The 15,012-nt window shown below is 61.7% G+C and carries 16 protein-coding genes and 2 pseudogenes; 11 read left to right on the top strand and 7 right to left on the bottom strand.

Annotation, left to right across the window (positions count from 1 at the left end):
- The first annotated feature begins 40 nt into the window (after positions 1-40).
- From H2O14_RS05975 to H2O14_RS05960, 4 genes and pseudogenes are all read left to right on the top strand, one after another.
- Positions 41-564 (top strand): annotated as a pseudogene (locus H2O14_RS05975) (ureidoglycolate lyase).
- Entirely contained in the window at positions 564-920 is a 357-nt protein-coding gene (uraH, locus tag H2O14_RS05970) for a hydroxyisourate hydrolase (protein ID WP_182826912.1), read from the top strand. Before H2O14_RS05975 ends, uraH begins: the two are co-directional and overlap by 1 nt.
- The gene (locus tag H2O14_RS05965; protein ID WP_182826911.1) at positions 920-1,654 is read left to right on the top strand and encodes a metallophosphoesterase; all 735 of its coding nucleotides are present in this window, start codon (positions 920-922) and stop codon (positions 1,652-1,654) included. Before uraH ends, H2O14_RS05965 begins: the two co-directional genes overlap by 1 nt.
- Before the next feature lie 109 nt (positions 1,655-1,763).
- Positions 1,764-2,936 carry a calcium-binding protein gene (locus H2O14_RS05960; protein ID WP_182826910.1) on the top strand — a complete coding sequence of 391 codons (1,173 nt, stop codon included), beginning with the start codon at positions 1,764-1,766 and terminating at the stop codon, positions 2,934-2,936.
- 108 nt (positions 2,937-3,044) lie between these two features.
- Here H2O14_RS05960 and H2O14_RS05955 read toward each other — a convergent pair whose 3' ends face one another.
- Positions 3,045-3,743, bottom strand: coding sequence for an OmpW/AlkL family protein (locus tag H2O14_RS05955; RefSeq protein WP_182826909.1), 699 nt, complete (start codon positions 3,741-3,743; stop codon positions 3,045-3,047).
- A gap of 422 nt (positions 3,744-4,165) precedes the next feature.
- Between H2O14_RS05955 and H2O14_RS28395 the strand changes: the two genes are divergently transcribed.
- Entirely contained in the window at positions 4,166-4,297 is a 132-nt protein-coding gene (locus H2O14_RS28395) for a hypothetical protein (protein WP_281409977.1), read from the top strand.
- A 225-nt stretch (positions 4,298-4,522) separates the two neighbouring features.
- Here the strand turns inward: H2O14_RS28395 and H2O14_RS05950 are convergent, their stop codons facing one another.
- Both H2O14_RS05950 and H2O14_RS05945 read right to left on the bottom strand, forming a co-directional pair.
- On the bottom strand, positions 4,523-5,167 hold the full coding sequence (locus H2O14_RS05950; RefSeq protein WP_182826908.1) for a hypothetical protein: 645 nt from the start codon (positions 5,165-5,167) through the stop codon (positions 4,523-4,525).
- Between the two features lie 350 nt (positions 5,168-5,517).
- Entirely contained in the window at positions 5,518-6,435 is a 918-nt protein-coding gene (locus tag H2O14_RS05945) for a DUF2336 domain-containing protein (protein WP_182826907.1), read from the bottom strand.
- A gap of 251 nt (positions 6,436-6,686) precedes the next feature.
- On the opposite strand from H2O14_RS05945, the gene H2O14_RS05940 reads away from it, so the two are divergent.
- The 4 genes and pseudogenes from H2O14_RS05940 (at position 6,687) to H2O14_RS05925 (ending at position 9,361) form a co-directional block, all read left to right on the top strand.
- Positions 6,687-7,055, top strand: coding sequence for a DUF982 domain-containing protein (locus H2O14_RS05940; protein ID WP_182826906.1), 369 nt, complete (start codon positions 6,687-6,689; stop codon positions 7,053-7,055).
- Between the two features lie 71 nt (positions 7,056-7,126).
- Entirely contained in the window at positions 7,127-7,507 is a 381-nt protein-coding gene (locus H2O14_RS05935) for a DUF982 domain-containing protein (protein ID WP_182826905.1), read from the top strand.
- 312 nt (positions 7,508-7,819) lie between these two features.
- A complete protein-coding gene (locus H2O14_RS05930; RefSeq protein WP_182829470.1) occupies positions 7,820-8,092 on the top strand; it encodes a hypothetical protein in 273 nt (90 codons plus the stop codon).
- 208 nt (positions 8,093-8,300) lie between these two features.
- A pseudogene (locus tag H2O14_RS05925) lies at positions 8,301-9,361 on the top strand (succinylglutamate desuccinylase/aspartoacylase family protein).
- 70 nt (positions 9,362-9,431) lie between these two features.
- On the opposite strand, the gene H2O14_RS05920 reads toward H2O14_RS05925, so the two are convergent.
- From H2O14_RS05920 to H2O14_RS05905, 4 genes are all read right to left on the bottom strand, one after another.
- Positions 9,432-10,457: a calcium-binding protein gene (locus tag H2O14_RS05920; RefSeq protein ID WP_182826904.1), complete on the bottom strand. Its 1,026-nt coding sequence runs from the start codon at positions 10,455-10,457 to the stop codon at positions 9,432-9,434.
- Between the two features lie 177 nt (positions 10,458-10,634).
- Positions 10,635-11,327 (bottom strand): hypothetical protein, encoded by a 693-nt coding sequence (locus tag H2O14_RS05915; protein ID WP_182826903.1) that lies wholly within the window; start codon positions 11,325-11,327, stop codon positions 10,635-10,637.
- A 193-nt stretch (positions 11,328-11,520) separates the two neighbouring features.
- A complete protein-coding gene (locus tag H2O14_RS05910) occupies positions 11,521-12,213 on the bottom strand; it encodes a hypothetical protein (RefSeq protein WP_182826902.1) in 693 nt (230 codons plus the stop codon).
- A gap of 203 nt (positions 12,214-12,416) precedes the next feature.
- Positions 12,417-13,427, bottom strand: coding sequence for a magnesium transporter CorA family protein (locus tag H2O14_RS05905; protein WP_182826901.1), 1,011 nt, complete (start codon positions 13,425-13,427; stop codon positions 12,417-12,419).
- 283 nt (positions 13,428-13,710) lie between these two features.
- Between H2O14_RS05905 and H2O14_RS05900 the strand changes: the two genes are divergently transcribed.
- Together H2O14_RS05900 and H2O14_RS05895 are read left to right on the top strand one after the other, a co-directional pair.
- Entirely contained in the window at positions 13,711-14,091 is a 381-nt protein-coding gene (locus H2O14_RS05900) for an ACT domain-containing protein (protein ID WP_409526943.1), read from the top strand.
- A 118-nt stretch (positions 14,092-14,209) separates the two neighbouring features.
- Entirely contained in the window at positions 14,210-15,004 is a 795-nt protein-coding gene (locus H2O14_RS05895) for an ion transporter (RefSeq protein ID WP_182826899.1), read from the top strand.
- The last annotated feature ends 8 nt before the right edge of the window (positions 15,005-15,012 follow it).

Genomic DNA, 15,012 nt, shown 5'->3' with positions numbered 1-15,012 from the left:
GAGCGCGCCGTCACCCATCAGAGCGGGAATCCCTGAAATGATGCTTCCACCCATAAGGACCCTCCCATTGCCCCAGATCCTCCCCATCCGCCCGCTCACCACGGAAGCCTTCGCGCCCTATGGCCAGGTCATCGAAATTTCACCCGCCAAGATGCGCCTCATCAATGGCGGAACCACCGAGCGGCATCACGGGCTCGGCCGGGCGGAAGCCCTGGGCGAGGGGCGGAGGTGATCTTCAACATTTTTCGCGGCCAGCCGCGGCGCCTGCCCTACAGTGTCGACATGATGGAGCGACATCCGTTCGGGAGCCAGAGCTTCCAGCCGCTTTCGGGCGGAGACTGGCTGGTGGTGGTCGCCGCCGACGAGGGCGGCAAGCCGGGCGTTCCCCAGGTGTTTCTGGCGCGGGGCGACCAGGGCGTCAATTATCCGGCCGGCCTCTGGCACCACCCTCTGATGGCGCTCGGCGAGGTTTGCGACTTTCTCGTGGTTGACAGGCAGGGGCCGGGCGTTAACCTTGAGGAATATTTCTACCAAACGCCCTTTACGATATCGGAGATTTCTTGATGGCAGGCCTCACCACCCATGTTCTGGACACCGCGCTCGGCCTTCCGGCCAAGGGCGTTATGATCGATGTCTTCCGGATCCAGGACGAGGTGCGCGAATATCTGAAAACCGTCCGCACCAATGCCGACGGCCGCGTCGACGGCGGGCCGATCCTGCCCGAGGAGCAGTTCACCCGCGGCCAGTATGAACTCGTGTTCCATGCCGGCGCCTATCTGAAGATGACCGGACAGAAACTGCCGGATCTGCTGTTTCTCGACATGATTCCCATCCGGTTCGGCGTCGCCGATCCCAAGCTGCATTATCACGTGCCGCTGCTGCTTTCGCCCTTCGGCTACTCCACCTATCGCGGCTCGTGATGCGCTTCGCCGTCATCGCCGACATCCACGGCAATGCGCTGGCGCTGGAGGCGGTGCTGGCCGACATCGACGCGCAAGGCGTGTCCGACATCCTCAATCTCGGCGATCACCTCTCGGGCCCCCTGGAAGCGGCGCGCACGGCCGATCTCATTCTCGCCCGCGACATGGTGTCGGTCTCGGGCAATCACGATCGTTACCTGCGCGGAGATCCCGCCGACCTGCATGAATGGGAGGCCGATTGCTGGCACGAGCTCGCGCCCGCCCATCACGCCTGGCTCGCCAGCCTGCCGTTTTCGCGCGTCTGGCGGGACGAGGTGTTCCTCTGCCACGCCACGCCCCAGAGCGACATGATCTATTGGCTGGAGACCGTCTCGCCCGACGGCATCGTGCATGCCCGTCCTCTCGCCGAGGTGGAGACCTTCGCCGAAGGCGTGAGCCAATCGTTGATCCTCTGCGGCCACACCCATCTCGCCCGAATGGCGCGGCTTTCCGACGGCCGATTGATCGTCAATCCCGGCTCGGTCGGCTGCCCCGCCTATGACGACGACCAACCCCATCCGCACAAGGTCGAGGCGGGGTCGCCGCATGCGGCCTATGCGGTGATCGAACGGCGGGATGCGGACTGGGACGTGACCTTCCGCCGCCTGCCCTATGATTGCGAGGCCGCAGCCAAAATCGCCGAGGCCAAGGGCCGCCCGCATTGGGCGACGGCGCTTCGGACTGGTAAAAATTAACCGAATGAAAATAGTATTTAATGTATGAATGCCGCTGGACGACCGTCCCGATAGTGGAATCGTTATGAAGACGATCTCGTGACGGCGAAAAACACCAGAGGACGATGTAATGACGCGAAGGATTACTGGAAATCTGACATCGACCTATGCGGCGACCTTGTCGAATGAAGATTATACGCTCGTGGCGAATGCGACCATCTCCGCCACCAAGTCTGGCTTCGGCATCTCCGCCGCCGATAGCGTCAACAGGATCTCCGTCTCCGTGCTCGGCGATGTGTCAGCGGGCGTCGCGGGGCTGAACCTGCTCGGGTCCAAGACGTCAGTCTGGATCGGCGAAGACGCCATGGTGAGCGGCGCGACCGGCGCGGCGCTCGGCGGCGGCGACAGCAATTTCGTCAATCGCGGCGTGGTCGCCGGCGACACTGTCGGAATTCGGCTCGACGGCAACTCGAACCATGTGGACAATCGCGGCGTGATCACCGCGATCGACGGTTCGGGCATTTCCGGCTCCGGCAACGAAGACACCATCGTCAATCAGGCCTCCGGGGTCATCTACGCCTCCTACGGCGTCTACGACACGCCGGACGCCGGCTACAATTCCACCATCGTCAACCGCGGCAAGATCGTGTCCGACGTCGCCGCGATCTACACCGAGGCCGGCGACACCCGCGTGGCCAACAGCGGCGTGCTGGTCGGCGATGTCCTGCTCGGCGCGGGCGACGACAGTTTCAACGGCGTGAAAGGCGTGCTCGACGGCAATCTGATGGGCGGCGCCGGCAACGACACCCTGACCACCGATCGGGCGGATCTGGTGTTGGGTGAAAAAGCCGGGCAGGGAAGCGATACGGTGCGCTCCTATGTCAGCTATTCGCTCAGCGCCAATGTCGAGCAGTTGATCCTCATCGGCGCAGGCGACATCAGCGGCGTCGGCAACAAGCTCGCCAATGTCCTGCGCGGCAATGGCGCCGACAATATTCTCAAGGGCGCGGCGGGCGCCGACCAGCTCTACGGCAACAAAGGCGCCGATGCGCTGATCGGCGGCGGGGGCGGCGATACGTTCGTGTTCGTCTCCGGCGACGGACAGGACAGGATCGGCGACTATGCCGACGAAGTCGACCGTATCGACGTCAGCGGCTGGTCGGCGATCGCCGACATCGCGGATCTCAAGAACAATCACGCCGCCAATGTCGGAGGCGACGTCGTCATTACGGCGGGGTCGGACCAACTCCTGATCCGGAACACCCAGAAGGCCGAACTCGACGCCGGCGATTTCATTTTCTGATCGCGGCGTCGTCCAGCGCTTCGCCCTCGAATGATCGATGCGCGCCCCTTGCCGGGGCGCGCATCGAAGGGGGCCTTCATGCCTATGCGGCCAAACTGCCCGCGCGGATCAGAAGCGGTAGGTGACGCCGCCGCCGATCAGCCAGGGATCGAGCTTGGCTGTTCCCTTGACGGCCGCGCCGCCCGCCACGCCTTCCCAGTCCGGCCGCAGGAAGATCTTCTTCACGTCGGCGTTCACGCCCCAATGTTCGTCGATCATGTAGTCGAAGCCGGCCTGCAGCGCCACGCCGAAGGCGTTCTTGACCTTGATGTCCGTCATCGCGCCGGCGGAATCCTGGTTGTAGAAGATCGTGTAGTTGACGCCGGCGCCGAGATAGGGCTGGAACGCGCCGAAATTGGTGAAGTGATATTGCGCGGTCAGGGTCGGCGGCAGGATCCAGGTCTTGCCGACCTTGCCGAGACCCTTGACCGAGCCGTCGCCATGGATCGACGAATGGGTCGTGCCGAGGATCAGTTCGGCCGAAATGTTCTTGGTGAAATAATAGCTGATGTCGAGTTCCGGAATCACGCTGTCGGTGTAGCTGAGGTCGGAGCCTGCGATGCCGTCCACATCGCCCGAGTCGGTCGGCAGCACGCCGAGGGCGCGCAGGCGGACCTGCCAGGGGCTGAAGGCCGCGGCGACATCGGCCTGGGCTTCCGGCGCGACATCGGGCGCGGCGGTGAGGTCGGCGGCCTTGGCCGGCATGCCGCCGAGCAGGGCGGCGGTGGCGAGAGCGGCCAGAAGCGGCGCGACGTGAGCGTGAGACATGGTCTTTTTCCTTCCGTTGCGAGGGGTCCGCGCCAGACGCCCCAGGGCGGGCCCGCATCGTGTGTCACGGCCGCACTATCCGCCCATCGCCACGGCTTTCGTTGCTCTAGATCAATAGATTAGAGACCTCTAAATGCGATTTCGGGGATATCGCGCGATGTTGCGAAATTGCAACTTCTCAAACTGACGCCGATCAAGAATCCGCATCGCCGGTCAGGCGGGGAGAGGCGAGGGGGTGGATTCACCGTCGGTTAACCATCTTCTTCAACCGGCTGGCAATCTGAGTCTGTCATGGTGAATCCAGACTTCAGGGCTGGTCCGCAAGAATTGGACGATGCGTCCGGCCGAGACAAAACATCCGGAAAATCATCACCCCGACGCGCTTCACGCCGGACAAGATCCTTTTTGACGAGGATATGACCATGACATTCGTGCTCGCCCTGTTCGCCAGCCTGATCTCGGCGATGTTCATCGCCACCTTCGCCTTCTCGGTGATCGCCGCCTCGCGCGAGGCCCGCGACGACATCGAACATCGCCGCCTGCGCATCTTCTGATCGGCGTCCGCCGGCCGCGAGCCGCTCTCCGGCGCGCGATCCATGCCCGTGTCTTCTGTCGGATTTTTACTTTTGCATCGCAAAACTGTCGCAGTGTGGATGTAGAGGATCACCGAAGCCTTCGGACTTCATTTCTGACCGGCGCCGTCCATGGCATTCCCTGCCCATGGGCGGCGTTTTGTTTTGTGATGAGACGATGCCCACAACACAAGCCGAGCGCCGATACTACAGGGTATCAGGCGACGTTTTGCCCGCTCCAATATTCTTCCAAACACATTGAAGAGCATCGCCTGCATCAGCGCAGGGTAAAACATCCGTGATGTAGCCTATAGATACGTACCCGAATAAAAACAGGGTCCACATATATATGAAGTGTTTTGGAATTTCTGTTGTAAATTGGGTGCCTGTCGAAAAAACACCGTTCTGACCGCAAGGTTGTGGAGCGAAATTGGGATAAAGTCCCCAAATCTTATTCCGTATATCCCAGTTTAGTTTGGTCAATTCGATGGACTTGCGGGATGCTTGTATCCCCGCAAAGGACAAGATAGCCACTCGTAAGCCAATAATCGAAATTGCCATCAAGGAGAGCTTGCGAAGTATCACGATTTCCACGGGGCCATCCCAAGACAGCGCCATCAGAGCAGCCAGCGCACTTATCAAGAAACCTTGGAACGTCATCGACCAAGTCAATCTTTGATGAGTTATTTGATCCTCCCTCTCAATCTCTTGTCGTAGATATTTATAATATAAATTAATTTTAGTGCAACTCATGTCTATAATAATGTCTCTTTCCGGTTGCGTGAGGATGGGTTTGTCGTATTGTGTGCTCTCTGTTATGGCGTGTATCTTGCGTCTCACATAGAGTATCAAATATATTCCTGACGCCAAAAGAACTAATATAAGCGGAAATTTTATTAGGGTTTTCAACATTTTCGCCCTCTTGGCGCTGTTTGCTATCACCTGCAGTAAGAGACTTTAGCCCTCTGCTATAACGCGGACAATCGTCCTTGAAACGCTAAGCGCGGGGCGGCATATTTTTTGCGAGAGTTCTTTCGTACTTAACACTAATAGTAGTGATCCGCAATACGACCCACCAAGCCTAGCGATATAATTTTTCTTCGATCCAGATATCTGGCAATATACCGGATATGTAGCAGCTGTCGATGGACAGGATGTCAGCGCGCCGGAGCGTTCGAACGACTGGCTTACGCTGTGGCGGCTCACCCCGCCGCGCGCCTGTCGCTCGCTCTGAACCGCCTCGGGGCGGCGGCGTTGGCGTTGGCGGCGGCCTCTTCCGCCGCTCCCTGGGTATAGGCGTCGGCGCGGATCCAGACGCCGACGCGCTCGGCGCATTCCTCGGCGTCGAGGCCGGCGACCACACCGTCGGCGCGCGCGCCTTCGATGTCGCCGCCCGCGAGATGCGGATAGAATTGGGTCAAGGCGAAACGGGTCTCGCCGTCATGCAGACCGAGCGCCTTGAGCGCGGTGGCGAGCTGCAGGCCGGAGAGATCGAGCATGATGCGGTTGGTGAGCCAGACGCTCGAACCCAGGCAGTGCGAGAGCATGCGGGAGAACGCCTTGGCTTCGCGAAGGCGGGCGAAGCGCATCAGCAGCGCCTCTTCGCGCTCGGCGGCGGCGTCCTCGCTCTCTTCGTCGCGGGTCAGCGCGTCGCGGGCCACCAGTGATTTCAGCGTCTGACGCAGCGTCTCCTCGCGCGCCAGGCGGCTGTCGCCGGTGGTTTGCGAGGGAGCGTCCGCCTCGCTCCGCGCGCCCACGTCGCGCTCGGGCAGGCCCTGATGCAGCGCCACCAGCGCATCCACCACTTTCACCGAGAGATTGGGTCGGGCGGCGATGGCCTTGGCGTGGTCGCGACCCTTCAGGCGGGCGGCGGCGATCAACAGGTCGTCGTCCAGGGTAGGGGAGGCGCCGAGAAACAGCGCGGCCACCGCGATCGGCTGGGTGGCGAGAAACCAGGCGACGCTGCGCGGCACATGCGGCGAGCGGGCGAGCGCGGCGGCGGCGTTGCGCTGCGCTTCCAGGCTCGAGGCCCGGAACACCGGTTCGAACAGTTCGGAAAACTGCCTGACGTCGTTGCGTCCCGGATGCGGCATGGCCTCGAAGCTCGACACGGTGGCCATCAGCACGACATCCTTGGTCCGCGTCAGCGGCGGACCTTCAAATCACGAAATCCGTCAGACACCTGGGCGCCCTCTACGCAATACTTGTCCCATTTCGGAAAGGCTACCTGCAAACGGTTTACAGGCCGTTAACCATCGACCGCGGACCCGCTCGAAATCCCGGCATTGCAAGATCTCGCACTGGCGCCGTCTCAGCCCGCGCAAGCTTGGCGCGCTACATCCGGCGGGATGCGAATTGTGAGATTGAAGCGATGACGAGACATATGTGGCAAAGTGGGGTTCTCTTGGGCGGCGCGGGTCTCGACGGCCGCACGGTCAGGATCACCGATACGCGGGCCGCCGCCGAGTTTCTGTTGTCCGGCTGGGGTCGCGAGCGCAAGGACGCCTATCTGCGCGCCGTGCGCGCCTGCGCCCAGGCTCTCAAGGGACAGATCCCGCACGCCGCCGCCGCTGCGACCTTCGTCAGCGCCGCCGTCGAGGCGCGCTACGAGATCAATGTCTTCGATGCGTTCTGGGACGATTTCGACGCCGAGATCTCTCGCGCCGCGCAGGAACTGATCGAGGCCGATTTCCCCTACTGGGCTTATGGCGACAGCATCGGCGAGCCCGGCCGCGCCTGATCATTTTCGGGAGCATTTTCGGGCAAGCTTAAACAGCTATCCTTGATGGAAATAACCGATGGGGTGGCTCCATGATCAGCGGATTGTGGAAGATGGGCGTCGTTCTCTTTGATCGGCGCAGCGGCAAGGAGATCGCCAAGATCCGCACCACGCGCGAAGCCGGCGAGTTCCTGCTCGACAAATGGTCCGGCGAGCGTTGCGCTTCCTATCGCAAGGCGGTCGTCACCTGCGTGACCGCCATGCGCGGCGACGCCCTGCACGAAACGGCCGCGACCGCCTTCATCAGCGCCATCATCCAGGCCAATTACGGCTTCAATTTTTTCGAAGCTTATTGGGACGTGTTCGATCTCGAAATCAGCCGCGCGGTCGACGCCGCCTTCAAGGAAGACTATTCCTTGTTCGCCGCCCAGAGCCCGGCCGTGCAGGCGCAGGCGCCGACTCCTTCTCACTGAACGGCAACCGTCGAAAAAACGCGCCCGACGGCTTGCGCCGCCCCGCGCCGGCCGTTTTCCCGTCTCTGCCGCCACCGCGCCGTTCGAAGCGCGGCTGCCGCGCGGCGTTCGCCGTCACTGACGTCCTCGTGAAAATCAAGCCGTTGAAATCGTTTGTGCGCCCGTTAAGCCGATGTTAACTATGCCATGGTGTGATCGCAAATCATAAGGTCGCGTTAACCTTCGCGATCCATCGTGTATCTCGTGGAACTAAAAAGCGCTTCGGACGTCGAATTGACGCCCGACGCGGCTGATGAAAGGAGAAAGGCGCATATGTCCGGAGCCCTCGCGGCGACGGAAAGCGTCTGCCTGGTGCGGCAGGATGAGATCATTCCCAGTTCATCCGTCTCGATCCAGTTGATGGAGAAGAGAATGGCAGAAGTGATTAGACTGGACACATGGCTGGCCAAACAGCCGAAACGCATGCGGGACCAGACCGGCGAAGCGCGGATCCTGCTCTTCACCGGCGTGCGCTACGAGCGCTGGACCGACGCCGACGACCATCCGCGCAAGCGCCGAAGCGGCTCCAAGTCCAAGAAGCACTGAGCGGATTTTTCCGGCCCAGCGAAGACCCCGGCGGCGCATCGGCGTCGGTCGCGCGTTGAACAGATCCCGGCACGGCGCCGAGGAGCGCCGCATGCGGCGCGAGCAAAGCCCCCGCCAATCGGCGCCATGCGCACCGAGCCATCCCATCCTATTGCCAGCGCGCCCGAAACCCGGCACATAGGCCCCGCATCAAGACGGGAGCCAGACCATGCAGACATCCGAAATCGTGATCGCCGACGACGTCGCCGGAGAATGGCGCATCCCGGTTCTTTCCTTCACGGGGTCTGACCCCAACGCATCCAAAGTCTATATCCAGGCGGCGCTGCATGCCGGCGAATTGCCCGGCGTCGCGGCGTTGCACGCCTTCATTCCCGCGCTCCGCGCCGCCGAAGGCGAAGGCCGCCTTCTCGGCGACGTGGTGATCGTGCCCAAATGCAATCCGATCGGCGCCAGCCAATGGCTGCATGGCGAATTGCAGGGCCGTTTCGAGATCGCCAGCCGCGCCAATTTCAACCGCGACTACCCGCTGATCGCGCTCGAAGACCGCGAGACCCTGCTCGACCGGATCGAAGCCTCGTCCGCCGCCGACCAGCTCAAGCGCAGGCTGCTGCATCTCGCCCTCGGCGCCGATCTGGTGCTCGATCTGCATTGCGACGACGAGAGCCAGCTCTACGCTTATCTCGAAGCCTCTTTCTGGCCCGAGGCGATGGATCTCGCCGAAAGTTTCGGCCTCGAGGCCGTTCTGCTCTCCGACGGCGGTTCGACCGCCTTCGAGGAAGCCGTCACCCATGCCTGGAAGGCCGGCGCTCTCGGCGCGCGCGGCGCCTGGCACGACGGCCGCATTTCGCTGACCATGGAGTTCCGCGGCCTGCGCGACGTCCGCCCCGATCTCGCCGCCAGCGATGCTGAGGGCCTGATGGCCTTCCTGCAACGCCGCGGTGTCGTCTCCGGCGAACCCGTTCGCCGCGAGACCTTCACCGGCCCCGTCGCCGGCCTCGACTATGTGCAGATGATCGACGCGCCGAAAGCCGGCACGGTGCTGTTCGAAAGGACGTTTGGAGACGAGGTGAAGGCGGGCGACCGCCTCGCCACCATCATCTCCACCCCGGCTTCCCGGAGAACGACATCGCCGTCCACGCCCCCGTCGACGGAACCATCGTCACCCGCGTCGCCGCCCGCTTCGTCCGCCGCGGCGACAATCTGATGAAGATCGCCTCGACCACGCTGTCCAACAAGCCGCGCAAGCCGGGCGGGGCGCTCGAGGATTGAGCAGCGGCCTTCGCCGTCGGTGAGGCGGGCGGCGCCTCTCTGGGCGACGCGCCGCCGCCCTTGGCCGCGTCTACAGCGCGAAATCGCCGGCGTCGAAGGCGGACGCCTTCTGGTTCTGCACCAGGATCGACATTTCCGCCGTCTTGTCGGCGTCGAGGTTGAACTCGATCAGCACGTCGGCGCCGCTCTGCTTGACATGGATCTGGCCGGCGGCGGTGAAGGCCTTGGTTCCGATGAAGGTGAAGTCGTCGTCGCCGCCGCCCGTCTTGGCGTCGAGATCGGTGAGATAGAAATAATCGAGACCCTGGGTGAAATCGGTGATCGTATCGCGCTTGGCGGCGCCCACCCCGGAATCCCCCGCCTCGTAATAGCCGAATTCGTCCGCGCCGCTGCCGCTGCCCAGAATATCGGCGCCGAGCCCGCCGACCAGTTCGTCGTCGCCGAAGCTGGCGCGCAGCTGATCGACGCCGGCGCCGCCTTCGAGAATGTCGTCGTCCTTGCCGCCCCGCAATTCGTCGGCGCCGTCGCCGCCGCTGAGATAGTCGGCGCCTTCGCTGCCGCGCATGACGTCGTCGCCGGCGTCGCCGAACAGGGCGTCGTCGCCCTGGTTGCCGCGCATGTTGTCGTCGTCGTCGCCGCCGGACAGGACGTCGTTGGAGCCGCCGCCCACCACCGTGTCGTCGCCGTCGTCGCCCGAGAGCCTGTTGTCGCCGGTTTCGCCGAACAGACGGTCGGCTCCGGCGCCGCCGAACATCTCGTCGTCGCCGCCGCCGCCATGAAGTTCATCGTCGCCGTCGTCGCCATAGATCATGTCGCCGCCGGTCTCCCCGCTGATCATGTCGGAGCCGCCGCCGCCGATCAGCTCGTCGTCGCCGCCGCCGCCATAGACGGTGTCGTCGCCGTCACCCGTGGCCACGTAATCGTCACCCGCGCGCGCATTGATGAAATTGTCGAACGTCGTCTGCGCGAAGATCACGTCGTTGCCGTTGAGATAGTAGGTGACATCCCCGTCGGCGATCTCGAAATCTAAACTGATCGCTTGATCCACGACGTTGATAATCAGGCCTGGATAGTCGTGACGGACCTCGATGCTCATGATAACGCCCTCCCTCTTTTGCTTGTTGTGTTAGTAAATCATAAAAAGAATAGGACATGAAAATTTGGTTTCGTCAATATTTGGGGAGAGAGGGCGTCAGCCTCCCTTTGTATGACGCTAGAGTCGCCGCTTTTGTTTTTGAAAGCCGCGCAATCGGTCCGTCAGTGAAGTATCGTTTTAGCCGAAGGCCGGTTCGAAATCGAAGTCACCCTTGTCGATATTATTGGCCCTGAAGTCGAGCAGGGTCACCTCTTGCTCTGCGAAATGCAGCACAGTGTTCTGACCAACCTGTTCGATATCCATGGCGCGATACATCCATCGGCTGACAATCATTGTGTCCTGCACGGTGCCAACGTCATCAAAGTCATTGATCACAACGGCGCCAAATTGCCGGAAAGTCAGGCAGAACACATCTGCGCCGCCTCCGCCGCCAAAAGTATCGACGCCACGTTCCGCCAGGAAATAATCGTCGCCCGCTTTTCCGAGAATCCGGTCGTTTTTGTCGCCGCCCCGCAATATGTCGTCACCGCTCGAGCCGACAATGACATCGCGGCCTAAAGTGTGCACATAGTCAAATGCGGAGACGCCGCCATGGTCAAAATAGAAATTGAACACGCTGCTCGTTACATTGAGATTCTTCGCCTCAAGGGCGATGTTTCCGCCTTGGGTGTCAATTTCGATGGATTTTATTGTCCCGGCAACAAGTCGGTCGCCTGAAAAACGGAATTCATCGCCTCTCATTTCTATGAATGCGCCGCTGCCGTCTGTGTATAGTATTTCATTTTTACTTTTGTAATGGAGATGGAAATATTCTTCGTTGAATGTGGATTTGGCTGGCCAGTATGACTCGTAAATATTGATCTTCGCCATCGAACTTTGTTCTCGTTAGTAGTTTTTCTCTCTCGAAGATCGTCCGCCGATCTCAGGCAATGATGCGGGCGCCGCGGTTTTCGCATGCAGCATGTCGCCACCCTGGTCGGGGGCATGACGCGCACGAAAGCGCAGCGCCCACATCATTCAGCCGTCTGCCGACAATCTGAAAATACAAGTGTGATCGGTTGGGCTAGCCATAGCTGGGCGAGAAATCGAAATCGCCTCTGTCGATATCCTTGGCCTTGAAATCGAGCAGGGTCACGTCGTGTTTGTCGAAATGCAACACGGTGTCTTTGCCGACCTGCTGAACCTTCATGTGTTGATACATATAGTTGCTGATGACCATCTCATCCTGAACCGTGCCTATATCTTCGAAGTCGGCGATCACCGCGTCATCGAATTTTCGATAGTTGAAGTAGAAGCGGTCGTCTCCACGCCCGCCATGTAGGGTGTCAGTGCCGAACTGCGCGTAAAGACCGTCGTCTCCGCCCTTTCCATACAGCACGTCATCCTGATCGTCGCCCACCACCATGTCGTCGCCTGAGGATCCGATGACAGTGTCCTTGCCCAGCGAATGGACGTAATCGAAGGCCCAGGAACCATCGCGATCATAGTAAAAGCTGAAAACGTCGCTCTTGATGCTGATATTGCGAGCGCTGAGGGTCATGTCGCCGTGCTTGTCGTAGATCTGCATGGCGGTGATCGTGCCGTCGATGAGTTCGCCCTTACTATAGGCGAAATCCTTGCCCTGGATCTCGACATGCGCGCCGCGCTTGTCAGAAAACAGCATCTCGTCTGCGTCGTGTTCTCTCAAGCGGAAGCTGGATTTGTCGAGAAAATTACTGGCGGGCAAAAAGCCCTCATAAAGTCTGATCTTGCCCATCGATATATCCTGTAAAGGCGGTGATGACGTCAGTATGTCGTGTCCCAGACAGAGGGAGAGCAGATCTCCGCCCCCGGCCGCCGGATCAAAAGCGATTCTCTTCCGACGGTCGGCTCATGATAGGCGGCTTGCAGCATTTGCGAAACTCTTGTGCGGCGTTAGGTTGTATTTTAGCGATACCTCACCTTGCGAAGCCGCACCGCTCACAACCACCCCCGCCGCTTGAAATACAGAAACGGCAGCGCCGCAGATGCGATCATCAGCAGGATCGCCCAGGGATAGCCGAGGCTCCACTGCAGTTCCGGCATCAGCTGGAAATTCATGCCATAGACCGAGGCCACCAGCGTCGGCGGCAGAAACACCACCGAGGCGACGGTGAAGATCTTGATGATCTGGTTCTGTTCGAGATTGATCAGCCCGAGCGTCGCGTCCAGCAGGAAGTTGATCTTGCCGGAGAGGAAGGCGGCGTGGTCGCCGAGCGAGGTGGCGTCGCGGCCGAGCAGCTTGATCATCTGGCGCGCTTCCTTGCCGCTTTTCCGACCGGGATTTTCGGTGGCGGCGTGATAGGCGACCAGCCGCGTCACGGACACCAGGCTTTCGCGGATGCCGGAAAGAAAATCGCCCTTCTGCCCCAGTTGCTCGATCAGCGACTGCAGGTCCTGCTGCTTCTTGTTGGAGCGCGCCGCTTTCGCCCGGAAGATGCTGCGCGAAATGCCGTCGATCTCGTTGCCGATCCGCTCCAGCACATCCGCCATGCGGTCCACCATCGCCTCGATCAGGCCGAGCATCACCACCTCCGCGTTCTGCAAGGCGTGGCCGTTGGTGCGCACGGCGCGGGCGGCGAAGGCGGCGAAGGCGCGGCTTTCGCCATAGCGCAGCGTCGCCAGCGCGCAATCGGTGAGGATGAAGGTCACCGGCGTCTTCACCGGCTCGTCGCCGTCGAGATTGGTCAGCGCCGTCATGGTCATGAATTCCGCGCCGTTTTCCTGGTAGAGACGGGCGGAGAGTTCGATGTCCTCCATCTCGTCGCGGCTCGGCAGCGTCAGGCCGAGCGAGGCTTCGACATGCCGGCTTTCCGCCAGCGAAGGCTCGACGAGATCGTACCAGATCACGGCGGCTTCGTTTGCGACGGCGGTGTCAGGGGAGGGCGCGGCCTCGGCGACCAGGGCTGCGGCGCGCAGGCGGTCGTCCGCCCGGACATAGGTTCTGAGCATTGTCTTCTCCTTCGGGCGCGCCTTGCGCCGTCGGGAGCGGTCCCGTCAGCGCGCGCGCCGGTTATGCGATGTCGACGATCTACTGTCGGGGTCCATGACGAGAGTTCCTTTGAAAATGACGGACTTGTCCGTCGAGGCTGAAATGCGCTCGAACAGGCTGGATGTCAAGAGTGTCGCGGGCGCCCGACGCGGCTTGACAGAGCGGCCACGCGGTTCGACAACTTGGTCGCCGCCGGGCCTCGTCTGGCTCGCGCGCCCGAAGTCGCAGCCGCCAGGAAACCCGATCATGCCCTCCGTCGCTCTCTCGCTGTTGGCCGGCGATTACGCCGTCTGCCGCCTCTCGCCCGCAGATCCCATTCCCGCCTGGGCCGAGGGCGACGGCTTCGTCAGCATCTCGCGATCGGACGAGGAACTGTCGATCCTCTGCCGCGCCGAGCGCGCGCCTTCCGATGTCCGGCAGGATGCCGGCTGGGCCTGTCTCAAACTGCAAGGCCCCTTCGCCTTCGACGAGACGGGAATCGTGCTCTCGGTCGTCGCCCCGCTCTCGAATGCCGGCCTGGGGATCTTCGCGGTCTCGACCTTCGACGGCGATCACATCCTGGTCAAGCGCGCCGAACTGGACCGCGCCGAGGCGTTGCTGAGAGAGGCGGGGCATCGCCTTTGAGGGCGCGACGGCCGGGAATTTGGAAACCACCGGAAAAGTCGGGCAGGGCGGCCGTCGCGGCGCCTTGACGAAGCCCGGGCCTTCGGCGATTCCATCACCGCGAAACAAGGGATCGGCCATGCGCAACACATTGATCGGGATTTTGACGTCGGAGCGCTGGGAGCGGTTTGTCGTCGGTCTCATTCTCCTCAATTCGATAACGCTGGGCCTCGAAACCTCGCCTTCGGTGATGGCGGCGGCGGGGCCGCTTCTGCATGGGCTGGACCGGCTGATCCTGGCGCTGTTTGCGCTGGAAATCGCGGCGCGGCTCTACGCCTTCCGGCTCGCCTTCTTCCGCGATCCCTGGAGCCTGTTCGATTTCGGCATCGTCGCCATCGCGCTCATTCCGGCCACCGGGCCGTTCCAGGTGTTGCGCGCGCTGCGCATCCTGCGTCTGCTCCGGCTGATCTCGGTGGTGCCGTCGCTCCGGCGGGTCATCGGCGGGCTGATCGCGGCGCTGCCGGGCATGGGCTCGATCATCGTATTGATGGTGCTGCTGTTCTACGTCGCCTCGGTCATGGCCACCAATCTCTACGGCGCGAGTTTTCCGGATTGGTTCGGCAGCCTGGGCGCCTCGCTCTATTCGCTGTTCCAGATCATGACGCTGGAAAGCTGGTCGATGGGCATCGTGCGGCCGGTGATGGAGGTCCATCCCAACGCCTGGATGTTCTTCGTGCCCTTCATCCTGCTCAGCACCTATTCGGTGCTCAACCTGTTCATCGGCGTCATCGTCTCGGCCATGCAGGACCAGAGCGCCGAGACCGACGCCGACCTGAAATCGATCCATGGCGAAAACGCCGATCTGCTGCGCGAGGTCAGGGCGTTGCGCGAAGAGATCGCCGCGCTCCGGGTCGAGCGCGCCGACCGTCTCTGATACGACGA

It is taken from the genome of Rhizobium sp. G21 (assembly GCF_014158035.1).
GTDB lineage: Bacteria > Pseudomonadota > Alphaproteobacteria > Rhizobiales > Rhizobiaceae > Rhizobium_E.
This window is presented reverse-complemented; position numbering and strand designations above follow the sequence as displayed.

Excerpts from the sequence above, each read along its gene's own strand:
- H2O14_RS05945 (WP_182826907.1), bottom strand. The coding sequence starts at position 6,435 with ATGGCCACCGTGTCGAGCTTCGAGGCCATGCCGCATCCGGGACGCAAC.
- H2O14_RS05915 (WP_182826903.1), bottom strand. The coding sequence starts at position 11,327 with ATGGCGAAGATCAATATTTACGAGTCATACTGGCCAGCCAAATCCACA.
- H2O14_RS05955 (WP_182826909.1), bottom strand. The coding sequence starts at position 3,743 with ATGTCTCACGCTCACGTCGCGCCGCTTCTGGCCGCTCTCGCCACCGCC.
- H2O14_RS05930 (WP_182829470.1), top strand. The coding sequence starts at position 7,820 with ATGTCCGGAGCCCTCGCGGCGACGGAAAGCGTCTGCCTGGTGCGGCAG.
- H2O14_RS05895 (WP_182826899.1), top strand. The coding sequence starts at position 14,210 with ATGCGCAACACATTGATCGGGATTTTGACGTCGGAGCGCTGGGAGCGG.
- H2O14_RS28395 (WP_281409977.1), top strand. The coding sequence starts at position 4,166 with ATGACATTCGTGCTCGCCCTGTTCGCCAGCCTGATCTCGGCGATGTTC.
- H2O14_RS05940 (WP_182826906.1), top strand. The coding sequence starts at position 6,687 with ATGACGAGACATATGTGGCAAAGTGGGGTTCTCTTGGGCGGCGCGGGT.
- H2O14_RS05920 (WP_182826904.1), bottom strand. The coding sequence starts at position 10,457 with ATGAGCATCGAGGTCCGTCACGACTATCCAGGCCTGATTATCAACGTC.
- H2O14_RS05905 (WP_182826901.1), bottom strand. The coding sequence starts at position 13,427 with ATGCTCAGAACCTATGTCCGGGCGGACGACCGCCTGCGCGCCGCAGCC.
- H2O14_RS05910 (WP_182826902.1), bottom strand. The coding sequence starts at position 12,213 with ATGGGCAAGATCAGACTTTATGAGGGCTTTTTGCCCGCCAGTAATTTT.
- uraH (WP_182826912.1), top strand. The coding sequence starts at position 564 with ATGGCAGGCCTCACCACCCATGTTCTGGACACCGCGCTCGGCCTTCCG.
- H2O14_RS05960 (WP_182826910.1), top strand. The coding sequence starts at position 1,764 with ATGACGCGAAGGATTACTGGAAATCTGACATCGACCTATGCGGCGACC.
- H2O14_RS05965 (WP_182826911.1), top strand. The coding sequence starts at position 920 with ATGCGCTTCGCCGTCATCGCCGACATCCACGGCAATGCGCTGGCGCTG.
- H2O14_RS05935 (WP_182826905.1), top strand. The coding sequence starts at position 7,127 with ATGATCAGCGGATTGTGGAAGATGGGCGTCGTTCTCTTTGATCGGCGC.